This is a genomic window from Acidaminococcales bacterium (assembly GCA_031290885.1).
Lineage (GTDB): Bacteria > Bacillota > Negativicutes > Acidaminococcales > JAISLQ01 > JAISLQ01.
In genome coordinates, this window is the sequence record JAISLQ010000044.1 from 1 (window position 1) to 11,075 (window position 11,075).

Below are 11,075 nucleotides of genomic sequence, written 5' to 3' on the forward strand. Positions count from 1 at the left end.
GAGCCTACGCGCGGCTCTGCGGCAAAATAACGAATGACTCCTATGAGCAAAACGAGCTTGTCCTTATGCCGCGCGGCATAATATTGGCGGAAAAGGCGGAGCGTCTGGACCAAGCGGCGCAAAAACGGGTGGAACTGCATGCCCATACCAAAATGAGCGCCATGGACTCCGTAATGGCTACGGAAAGTTATATAAAACGCGCCGCCCTCTGGGGGCACAAGGCGGCGGCCATAACGGATCACGGCGTGGCGCAGGCTTTTCCCGAAGCGTACGCAGTTGCCAAGAAAAATGGCATAAAGGCCATTTTCGGACTGGAAGGCTATCTTATCGAAAACTGGGAGGAAAAATCAGCCTCCTGGCACATTGTTATTTTAGCGGCAACGCAAAAGGGACTTTTCAATTTGTACAAACTCATTTCCCTGTCACATTTGCAGTATTACTATAAACGGCCGCGTATTCCCCGCAAGGTGCTGGAAGAATACCGCGAAGGGCTTATCCTTGGCTCGGCCTGCGAAGCGGGGGAACTTTATCAGGCGCTGGTCAGCAAACAGCCGGACGACATTGTTCGGCGGATCGCGGAATTTTACGATTATCTTGAAATACAGCCTAACGGCAACAACCGCTTTTTGATCCAAAAAGGCAAGGTGGCGGACGAGGAGGCCTTGTGTCGGCTGAACCGGCGGATCGTAGCGCTGGGCAAAGAATTGGGCAAGCCGGTCGTGGCTACCTGCGACGTGCATTTTCTCGAACCGGAGGACAGTATTTACCGCAGCATTTTGCAATGCGGGCAAGATTACGAAAACGCCTCCGAACAAGCGCCGCTTTTTTTTCGCACAACGGATGAAATGTTGGCGGAGTTTGCGTATTTAGGCGCAAAAGAAGCGCATGAAGTGGTGGTGGAAAATCCGCTGGCCATCGCGGAAAAAATACAGATGCTCAACCCAATCCCGGACGAGCTTTACGCGCCCAAACTGCCCGGGGCGGCCGACGAGGTATTGAGCGTATCTTATAAAAACGCGCGCCGGCTGTACGGGGAAACCTTGCCGGATATCGTGGATGCCCGGCTCAAATTGGAACTTGATTCCATAATCGGCAACGGGTTTTCCGAGTTGTATTTGATTGCCCACAAGCTGGTCGCAAAATCGCTCAAAGACGGTTATCCCGTCTGCTCCCGCGGTTCCGTTGGTTCTTCTTTCGTGGCCGCTATGATGGGCATAACGGAAGTTAACCCTTTGTTGCCGCACTATCGCTGCCCACGCTGTTTTTACAGCGAATTTATCACGGACGGAAGCTATGGCTCGGGCTTTGACCTGCCGGCGCGCAAATGCCCGGCCTGCGCGTCTGACTTGGCCGGAGACGGTCACAACATACCTTTCGCCGTATTTTTAGGTTTTAACGGCGACAAGGTGCCGGATATCGACCTTAATTTTTCCGGCGACTATCAGGCGCAAGCGCATAAATATACCGAAGAGCTTTTCGGCCGCTCCAATGTTTTTCGCGCCGGGACGATCAGCACTATCGCGGAAAAAACGGCGGCAGGCTTCGCCCGCAAATATTACGAAGAACAATCCATGCCTGTCAGAAACGCCCGCATCGAAAGCCTGCTCCACGGCTGCACGGGAGTCAAGCGGACAACCGGCCAGCACCCGGGCGGGATAATGGTCGTGCCGCACGACATGGACGTTCATTTTTTCACGCCGGTACAGCGCCCGGCGGACAAAACCGCTTCCAACGTCATAACAACGCACTTTGATTATCATTCCATCAGCGACCGGTTAGTAAAACTTGACATACTCGGCCACGACGACCCATCCATAATAAAGATGTTGGAGGAGACGACCGGCATAGCGGCAAAGGCTATCCCTTTTGACGATCCGGAAGCGCTTTCGCTCTTTTCTTCAACCGACGCCCTCGGCGTTACGCCGCAAGAACTCGGTACGCCTGTTGGCACTTTTGGCATACCGGAGTTTGGCACGAGATTTGTCAGGCAAATGCTGGAAACCCTCAAGCCAAAATCCTTCAATGAATTGGTGCGCATAAGCGGTTATTCACACGGGGAAATGGTTTGGCTGAAAAACGCCGAGGAATTGATCAAAAACGGCACGGCCAAAACATCCGAAACGATCGCGACGCGCGACGACATAATGAACTTTCTCATGGAAAAAGGCATTGACCCGCTTGTTGCCTTTAAGATCATGGAAGACGTGCGCAAAGGCAACAAAAGCAATCTTGTCGCCGAATATCAACCGCTTTTGCGGGAAAAGCAGGTGCCGGAATGGTATGTGTCTTCCTGCAAAAAGATAAGCTATCTTTTCCCCAAGGCGCACGCCGCCGCTTACGTCATGACCGCCTGCCGCATAGCTTATTGGAAAGCGCACCGTCCCATGGAATTTTACGCCGCTTATTTTAGCGTGCGGGCCGAAGACTTCGACGCGGACACAATTCTTGCCGGACGGCAAGCAATAAAAGACGCAATAAGCCAAATAGAGAAAAAAGGCCAGAACGCCACCGCCAAAGAAAAGAAACTTTTAGTTGTCTTGGAAATTGCCTTTGAAATGTATTTGCGCGGCATAAAATTGCAGCGCGTGAATGTTTACCACTCGCACCCAACGCAATTTTTAATTGCCGGCAAAGATATTTTGCCGCCGCTTACCGCCCTGAGCGGACTTGGCGAAAATTTGGCGATGAAAATAGCCCAAGCCAGAAAAGCCGGCCTTTTCTCTTCCAAAGACGACCTGCGCGCCCGTTCTGGCGTATCAAAGGCGATAATAGACGCACTGTCCGCCCACGGCTGCCTGGACGATATGCCGGAAAGCAATCAGATAAGTTTGTTTTGAAACAGGCGCTTGTCAACAAGGACAAAACCTCGGCGCCGCGGTCAATTGTACGCGGCGCCGAGGTTTTGCGCGAAAGCAACGTCCCGTTTTATATTAAAAATAAGTTCGTCAATATCGGCGAATTTTTTTTCATCGCGTATTCGCGCGACGAAGGACAGTTGCAGGGTTTTCCCATATATATCTTCGGCGAAATTTAAAATATGCGCCTCTATCCGGCGCTCCCGCACGGCAAAAGTAGGGTTGTTGCCAACGCTGACAACCGCCGGCAAATTCTTTTTGCCTATTTTCACTACGGCGGCGTATACTCCGTCCGCCGGGACAGTTTGATTTTTCGGCGCTATTTTAAGGTTTGCCGTCGGAAACCCGAGCGTGCGTCCGCGCGCGTTGCCCCGGACGACTTCGCCGCTCAAAGCGTAATGGCGGCCTAAAAGTTTGCAGGCATTCTCAATGTTGCCGGCAATTATGTATTTGCGGATGTTTGTGCTGCTGACAACTATATCGTCAACTTTTACCAGATCCTGCACGATAACGTCAAAGCCGTATTTCTCTCCGTCGCGCGTCAAAGTCGCGGCCGTGCCCGCGCCTAAGTAACCGTAAGAATAATTGTTTCCCACTACTATGCAGGAGGGCGCAAAATATTTATTCAACGTAAGGATAAATTGCGCGGAACTGATCGCTGCGAAGTTTTTATCGAAATACATATTGAAGAGCACGTCTATGGAGAGTTTGCGCAAAAGCCCTTTTTTCCGGCTTTCGGAACAAAGCATGGAAGGCGTCCTTTCAGGAGCGATCAGTGCCAGCGGATGATTCTTGAAAGAAAATACCACGGTTTTTTGGCCATGTTCGCGGGCGTACTGTTTGGCGGTATTTATTATATCGACATGTCCCAAGTGTATTCCGTCGAAAGTTCCCAAGGCCAAAACGCAACCTCTAAAGTCTGGCGGAAAATCCTCAAATTTGCTCAATACTCGCAATTTTTATAATACCTCGTCTCAAAAATATCGTTAGCCGTAAACACAAAGCAAACGCCGACAATAAGGCGGCTCATCCCGCTATAACAATAACTCATTCGGTGCCGCCCTTTGGCTGCCGCCAAAGGGCGGTTTCTACCGAAATACCGCCTAAATACCGCGCATTTTGCGTACAGCGAATCGATTGGTTTCCGTAAATGCGCAATTTAATTGGCGGACAAACAGCGGCAAAACGGTCATTTAAGAACTTTACGCGCCCGGAGCGTTTGCCCGTCCGACTCCCCTATTCCCAAAAAGCCGCCGTCAGGCGCATATATGCTGACAATACCGTCAGGCGGATGCTCTAAGGTTGTTTTCATTCCCCGGCAAAACCGCGCCGCTTGATTTGGAGAGAGCGCAAGCCTTGGCAGATGCCCCAAAGCGCAGTCGATGGGCAAAACACAGGCGCGCGGATTGGCCGCTATTTCCTCTAATGTGTTCGTTTTGTCTATGGCAAAAATCCCCGCGCGAATCCTGAGCAAAAAAGTCATGACCGCACAGGTGTTCAGTTCGGCGGCCAAATCTTCCAAAAGGGTACGGATGTAAGTGCCTTTGCCGCAATCTATTTCCAGGAGAATTTCATTTTTTGTCATTTTTATTAATTTTATATAATTTATTGTTATCGTTCGCGCTTGCCGCTCAACAGTCCTGCCCGCACGCGCCAATTGATACAGCTTTTTGCCTTCGCTCTTCAAGGCGGAATACATGGGCGGGACCTGCCGGATAACGCCGGTTAATTTTTCCGTGGCCTGTCGCAGCTCATCAGCGGAAATATCCGGCGGAGGCCGCCTTTCGGTTATATTGCCGCTATCGTCGCCCGTGTCAGTCTTGACGCCCAGCAACATGCGAGCCCTGTAACATTTATCGGCCATCAGGACGTATTCAAGCAGCCTGGTCGCCGCTCCGGTAAAGACCGGCAACACTCCGGCCGCCTCTGGGTCAAGCGTCCCGGCATGGCCGACTTTTTTTTCGGAAGTTATTCCGCGCAAATACTGCACAACGTCGTGCGATGTCATGCCCGGCGGCTTCAATACGTTAAATACGCCTGAGAGCATCAGCAGGGTTCCTCCATGTACCGGCGCAAAACATCTACCATAATTTGCTGGGCGCTCACTATGTCCGCGCGCAAAGTGCAGCCGGAAGCGCGCATGTGGCCGCCGCCGCCGAATTCAAGCGCGACTTTGCTGACGTCCAATGTCTTGGAACGTATGCTGACGCGCGTGATATTTTCCGATATTTCCTTAAAAAGAAGCGCCACCTCCACTCCGCTGACATAGCGCGGATATCTTATGAAAGCGTCGCTATCTATATTATTATGATACAAAGAAATGGGGACAATTATCGCCGCTATTTTGCCGTCAAGAAAAAACCGCAAGGTATCTAAAATTTTTGGCAGCAAATACAGGTTTTCAACCGTCTTGGTTTCAATAAAGTCAGCTATTTCATTGGGAACAACGCCCACGTCCAAAAGTTGCGCCGCCACCCGCAGCGTCTTGGCGGTAGTGTTGGCGTAACGGAAAAACCCGCAGTCGGAGACCACGCCGGCATAAAGCGCAACGGCGATTTGCCGGTCAATCGCAACGCCCATTTCCGCCAGCAAACAGAAAATTATTTCACAGGTTGCGGCGGCGGCGACGTCAAGCAGCCTGAAATCCGAAAGTCCGCTGTTTGATATATGGTGATCAATATTAAGGGTAAAGGCCGCCTTGGTAAAATCAGCCACTTTGCCAATACGCTCAAAATCGCTGGCGTCAAGTATGACCAAAAGATCGGCTTTGATGGTTAAAAATTCATCCGGCCTTTTAATTTTTTCGATGCCGGGCAAAAACATGTATTGCGTAGGCAATACATCGTCAATCAAAAAATAGACTTCTTTGCCGAGCCGCTCCAAGGCCGCGCCCAGCCCCAGCAAGGAACCCAGCGCGTCACCGTCGGAATTAATATGTGTGGTCAAAGCTATTTTATCAGCTTTCAGCAAAATATCGGCGGTTTCCCGCAAAGAACATTCTTTCATCACGCAGCCCTGACTTCAGTTGTTTATTTTAGCTAAAATTCCCTGTATATGCTCGCTGTACTCCAAAGATTTATCAATGCACAAATGCAATTCGGGAATAGCCCTAAGTTTTATCCTCCGCCCTATTTCCGACCGTATAAACCCCATGGCCCTGTTCAGGCCGGCCAAAGATCTTTCCTTTTCCTCGTCGCCGCCATAAAGGCTTATATATATCTTTGCCGCGCGCAAATCGTTTGTCATTTCCACTGCGGTTACTGTAGCCAATTTGACACGGGGATCTTTCAGGTCGTTCAAAATTATCTTGCTTACTTCCTGCCTGATCATTTCCTGAACTTTTTCCACTCGTACCCGTACCATATACGCACTCCGATCATTCAGGTTTTACCTCTTCCATGATGTAAGCCTCAATTACATCGCCTTCTTTTACATCACGGAACTTTTCAATTGTAAGCCCGCACTCAAAACCGGCCATAACTTCACGGACGTCGTCTTTAAACCGGCGCAGGGATTCAAGCTCCCCTTCGTGAACGACTACATTGTCGCGCAATATACGCACTTTACAGGAACGGTTTATTTTCCCTTCCACGACGTAACAGCCGGCAATGAGGCTTTTGGATATGGTGATTATCTGCCTTATCTCCACCCGCCCTTGGACGGCCTCTTTGTATTTGGGCGCCAACATCCCCTTGATGGCCGCTTCAACATCATTTAAAGCATCGTAAATAACCCTGTAGGTCCTTATATCCACTTTCTCGCTCTCGGCAGTCTTGCGCGCGTTGCCGTCCGGCCTTACATTGAATCCGATGATCAAAGCGTTGGAGGCCGAAGCCAGCATAACGTCGGATTCGTTTATCCCGCCCACGCCGGAATGCACTAAAACAACTTTTACTTCTTCGTTTTTTATCCCTTCCAGCGATTGGCACAAAGCTTCAATCGTGCCTTGGACATCGGCCTTTATAACTATATTGAGTTCCTTGCGTTTTTCTATGGCGTCTATCCAGCCTTTGATATCTTTTATCCTGCTTGACGCCGCCATGTCCTCCAGCCGTTTTTTCGCCACGCGTTTATCCGCTATGCTGCGCGCTATACGTTCGTCCGTAACATTGAGTATGTCCCCGGCCATCGGCACGTCGGAAAGGCCCTGGACTTCAACCGGCGTGGAAGGTCCGGCCTTTTTTACGCTTTCGCCGCGTTCGTTGATCATCGCCCGCACTTTTCCGTAGGCCGTGCCGGCCAGGATACTGTCGCCGATGCGCAAGGTACCTTTTTGCACCAACACCGTGGCGACCGGCCCACGGCCTTTATCAAGCTCCGCCTCAATAATCGTGCCTTGCGCCGGGATGCCCGGATTGGCTGTAAGTTCCTGCATTTCGGCTACAAGCAGGATCATTTCCAGCAGATCGGTTATGCCGACATTCTTATGCGCCGAAACAGGCACCATTATGCTTTGGCCGCCCCAGTCTTCCGCCAAAATGCCCTGTTCGGAAAGCTGCTGTTTTACCCTGTCCGGATTGGCGTTCGGCTTGTCCATTTTGTTTATCGCGACGATTATCGGCACTTCGGCCGCTTTGGCGTGATTTATCGCCTCAACTGTCTGCGGCATAACGCCATCGTCGGCGGCCACCACCAAAATGGCGATATCGGTAACCTTCGCCCCGCGGGCGCGCATGGAGGTAAAAGCCTCGTGTCCGGGCGTATCCAAAAATACGATCTTCTTTCCCTGGTAATTAACTTGGTAAGCGCCTATGTGCTGAGTGATGCCGCCGGCCTCCCGCGCGGTAACGTTGGTCTTGCGGATGGTGTCGAGCAATGATGTTTTTCCGTGATCGACGTGACCCATAATCGTAACTACCGGCGCCCTATGCACGCGTTTTTTCGGATCGTCCTCTACCTCCGGCAATTCAGTCGGATCCTGTTCCGGCGGCAAAGGCAAAACTTCCACTTTAAATTCGTTGGCCGCAAGGGTTGCCGTATCGAAATCTATCTCCTGGTTGATGGTCGCCAGCACGCCCAACCGCATCAGCGTTTTGATAATCTCGGGAACTTCCCGTTTCATGGCCGCAGCGAAATCTTTGACGGAAATCGCTTCCGGTATCTGTATTTTTGAAGGTTTCTGCGCGCTCGCCGGCGGCATGATAAAAGCGCCCGCGCGCGGCGGCTTTCCGGAGAGATTTTTGCTGCTTTCCGGATGTTCGCCGCGCGGGAATTTCTTTTCGGAATGTCTGTTTTTTCGGCGGTCATTATAAGGCGGCTTTTTATGGCTATCGGTGCCGCGCGCCGATGTGTCAGCCGTCTGTTCGGACGGCGGCCGCCGTCCGGGAACATGCGGACCGTCAAATTTCCTTTGCGGTTGCGCCGCTTGTTCAGAGGCTTGCTTTTGCGCGCCAAAAGGCGTCCTGCCCGGCACTGCCTGCGTCCCCTTTGCTTGCGGGGCAAAATTATTGCGCGGCCGGTTTTGCTGCTCCGGCCGATATTTAGGCGCAAAAGGAGCTCGCGGCGGCGCGCCTTGGCCGGAAGCCGCCTGTGCCGGCGGCCTGTCGGCAAATTGGCGATTTGCCGCCCCGCCTATAGGCTGCTGGTTTCTTTGCTCCGTCTTTGGCCGGAAAAATTCCCTGTCTTTTTTGCCGGCCGGCGTTTGCGCCGCCGGAACGTATGCTTTTCTGGCAATTGGGGCGGCCGCCGCGCCATGCTGCGGCGGCGCCGGCCTTATCGGCGTTTTTATGTCGGCAGGTTTCCGTTGCTGCGCTTCGCTTCTTCCCAAACCATGCTTTTCTTCAGGCGAAACTTTTTGCGGTTTTGCCGCCGGCGGCTTGTCTGCGGCCGCCGGCGCGGCAACTACCGGCACATCGGCTTTGCGGGCGAAAGTCCGTACTATCAATTCCTTGCCATTTTCGTCAACGCTGCTCATATGATTTTTTACCGGCATATTGTTCCTTGCCAGTATATCCAAAATAACTTTGCTCTGGGTGCCGAACTCTTTTGCCAGTTCAAACACCCTATACTTACTATTAGGCATCAATCCACCCCCAAAACGATTATAACCGTATGCTTTCCATGATCATTTTTGTAAACCCTTTGTCCAGGACGGCCACGGCCGTCCTTTGCCCTTTTCCGACGGCGCGCCCAAGTTCATGTTTGTCCAAACCGCTTGTCATCACAGGCAAGCCAACATTGACCGCCAAGTTCGCAAAACACTTGCGGGCATTATCCGAAATGTCCGCCGCCAATAAAAGCAAAACCGCTTTACCGGACTTTACGGAAAAACGCACGGCCATATCGCCGGAAGCCAGTTTGCCAGCTTTTTGCGCCATGCCCAGCGCAAAGCCGAGTTTATCCCGCGCGGTCATTTTTCTATCACTAAAAGAAGATTTTGGTACAACTCATCGCCAATGGCCTTCTCCAACGCCTTTTCCAACCGCTTTTCTTTACGGGCTCTGCCAATGCAGGCCGCGTCCATACAAACATAGGCCCCGCGCCCGGACTTTTTGCCTGTTTTGTCAATGAGCACTTCCCCTTCCGGAGTCCTGACCACCCGTACCATATCGCGCTTGTTTCTCATTTCCTGGCAGCCGACGCACATTCGCTGAGGGATTTTTTTCACTTTCATGCCAACTCCATCGCCTCCTCGGCCGCCAAACGCGATTCGCTCTTTATATCTATTTTCCAGCCGGTAAGTTTAGCGGCCAGCCGGGCGTTTTGCCCTTCCTTGCCGATCGCCAGGGAAAGCTGGTAATCAGGAACTACCACCCGGCAGATCTTTTCTGCGAGATTCGCCTCCACCGAAAGGACCTTGGCCGGACTTAAAGCGTTGGCGACATATTCTTCCGGATCGCTGCTGTATCTTACTATATCAATCTTTTCGCCGCGCAATTCATTAACAACCGTCTGTACCCGCATGCCTTTGTGCCCCACGCAGGAACCGACCGGATCAATGTTTTCGTCTTTGGAATGAACGGCTATTTTGGAACGCATCCCCGGTTCGCGCACCACCGACTTTATATCGACAAACCCATCGTGTATTTCCGGCACTTCCAACTCAAAGAGGCGCTTCAAAAGGCCCGGATGTGTGCGCGAGACCATTATCTGCGGCCCTTTGCTGGTTTTCTTTACCTCGATAATGTATGTTTTTATGCGCTCAAACGGACAATACTGTTCCCCTTCCACCTGTTCGTTATAGGCAAGTATGGCTTCGGCCTTGCCAAGGTCAATATAGACGTTTTTATTTTCTATGCGCTGTATTACCCCTGTTACAATATCGCTTTCCCTATTGGAAAACTTCTCGTAAACAAGCCCGCGCTCAATTTCCCTGATTCTTTGCACGACCACTTGTTTGGCCGTTTGAGCGGCGATCCGCCCGAAATTTTTCGGCGTAACTTCGGTTTCGATAATATCGTCAAGCTGATAACGCGGATCAATGGCCGCCGCGTCCGCGAGCGTAATCTCAAGGTATTCGTCGTCAATCTTCTCCACGACCTTTTTTCGGGCATAGACATGTATGTCGCCGTCTTTGCGGTCAAGCTCCACGCGCACATTCTGCGACGAACCGAAATTCTTGCGGTACGCCGCGATAAGCGCCGCCTCGACAGCGTCAAACAATATCTCCGGCACAATGCCCTTCTCATTACCAAGCTCCCGAAAAGCTTTAAGCAATTCTGTGTTCACTGTATGTTTCCTCCTGTTTTTGTTTAAAAATCCACATGCAACTTTATTGAAGAAATTTTAGCGCGCTCAATTTTTACGCTTTGCCCATCGGCAACAATCTCAACAAACTCCGCCGGCCAATTTGCCAAGCATCCCGTCAGCGGGCTTTTCCTGTTTTTGATTTTGACATCCACCAGCGCGCCGGCATATTTGGCAAAGTCCTTTTCTTTGCGCAATTTCCGGTCGATGCCGGGCGAGGAAACTTCCAGATAATAATGCGTTCTGATTATATCCTCCGTATCCAACAGCTCCGACAGCCGTTCGCTTACCATCCGGCAATCGTCGATTTCTATGCCGGAAGGCTTGTCAAGCAACACCCGCAGGTGCCAACCTTCTTCGTTTACATATTCGACATCGGCCAATTCAATGTTCGTTCCGTCAAGCAGGCCCATAACCATATCTTCCACTTTTTGTTCGATTTTATTGCTTTTTTGCAGAAAAATCCCTCCCGCGCCGTTTTGAGAAAGCGCCTGACACACAAACAAGCTGAAAGAGTGGGCATTGACCCACTCT

The 11,075-nt window shown here is 51.4% G+C and carries 10 protein-coding genes; 1 reads left to right on the top strand and 9 read right to left on the bottom strand.

What is annotated here, in order from left to right:
- A partial coding sequence (locus tag LBO03_05235; protein ID MDR3348991.1) for a PolC-type DNA polymerase III occupies window positions 1–2,837 on the top strand: 2,837 nt, incomplete at its 5' end.
- 41 nt (window positions 2,838–2,878) lie between these two features.
- On the opposite strand, the gene LBO03_05240 is transcribed toward LBO03_05235, so the two are convergent.
- The 9 genes from LBO03_05240 to LBO03_05280 all read right to left on the bottom strand — a co-directional run.
- Window positions 2,879–3,802, bottom strand: a complete 924-nt coding sequence (locus tag LBO03_05240) for a bifunctional riboflavin kinase/FAD synthetase (protein ID MDR3348992.1) — start codon at window positions 3,800–3,802, stop codon at window positions 2,879–2,881.
- Window positions 3,803–4,044: 242 nt separating this feature from the next.
- The gene (gene truB, locus LBO03_05245) at window positions 4,045–4,902 is read right to left on the bottom strand and encodes a tRNA pseudouridine(55) synthase TruB (protein ID MDR3348993.1); all 858 of its coding nucleotides are present in this window, start codon (window positions 4,900–4,902) and stop codon (window positions 4,045–4,047) included.
- On the bottom strand, window positions 4,902–5,861 hold the full coding sequence (locus LBO03_05250; GenBank protein ID MDR3348994.1) for a bifunctional oligoribonuclease/PAP phosphatase NrnA: 960 nt from the start codon (window positions 5,859–5,861) through the stop codon (window positions 4,902–4,904). Before LBO03_05250 ends, truB begins: the two co-directional genes overlap by 1 nt.
- A 15-nt stretch (window positions 5,862–5,876) precedes the next feature.
- On the bottom strand, window positions 5,877–6,218 hold the full coding sequence (gene rbfA, locus LBO03_05255) for a 30S ribosome-binding factor RbfA (GenBank protein ID MDR3348995.1): 342 nt from the start codon (window positions 6,216–6,218) through the stop codon (window positions 5,877–5,879).
- 13 nt (window positions 6,219–6,231) lie between these two features.
- Window positions 6,232–8,877, bottom strand: a complete 2,646-nt coding sequence (gene infB / locus LBO03_05260) for a translation initiation factor IF-2 (protein ID MDR3348996.1) — start codon at window positions 8,875–8,877, stop codon at window positions 6,232–6,234.
- 19 nt (window positions 8,878–8,896) lie between these two features.
- Window positions 8,897–9,208: a ribosomal L7Ae/L30e/S12e/Gadd45 family protein gene (locus LBO03_05265; GenBank protein ID MDR3348997.1), complete on the bottom strand. Its 312-nt coding sequence runs from the start codon at window positions 9,206–9,208 to the stop codon at window positions 8,897–8,899.
- Window positions 9,205–9,468, bottom strand: a complete 264-nt coding sequence (locus LBO03_05270) for a YlxR family protein (protein ID MDR3348998.1) — start codon at window positions 9,466–9,468, stop codon at window positions 9,205–9,207. Before LBO03_05270 ends, LBO03_05265 begins: the two co-directional genes overlap by 4 nt.
- Window positions 9,465–10,523: a transcription termination factor NusA gene (gene nusA / locus LBO03_05275; GenBank protein MDR3348999.1), complete on the bottom strand. Its 1,059-nt coding sequence runs from the start codon at window positions 10,521–10,523 to the stop codon at window positions 9,465–9,467. Before nusA ends, LBO03_05270 begins: the two co-directional genes overlap by 4 nt.
- Before the next feature lie 23 nt (window positions 10,524–10,546).
- Window positions 10,547–11,075 (bottom strand): ribosome maturation factor RimP (locus tag LBO03_05280; GenBank protein MDR3349000.1); only part of this gene is annotated, 529 nt, incomplete at its 5' end.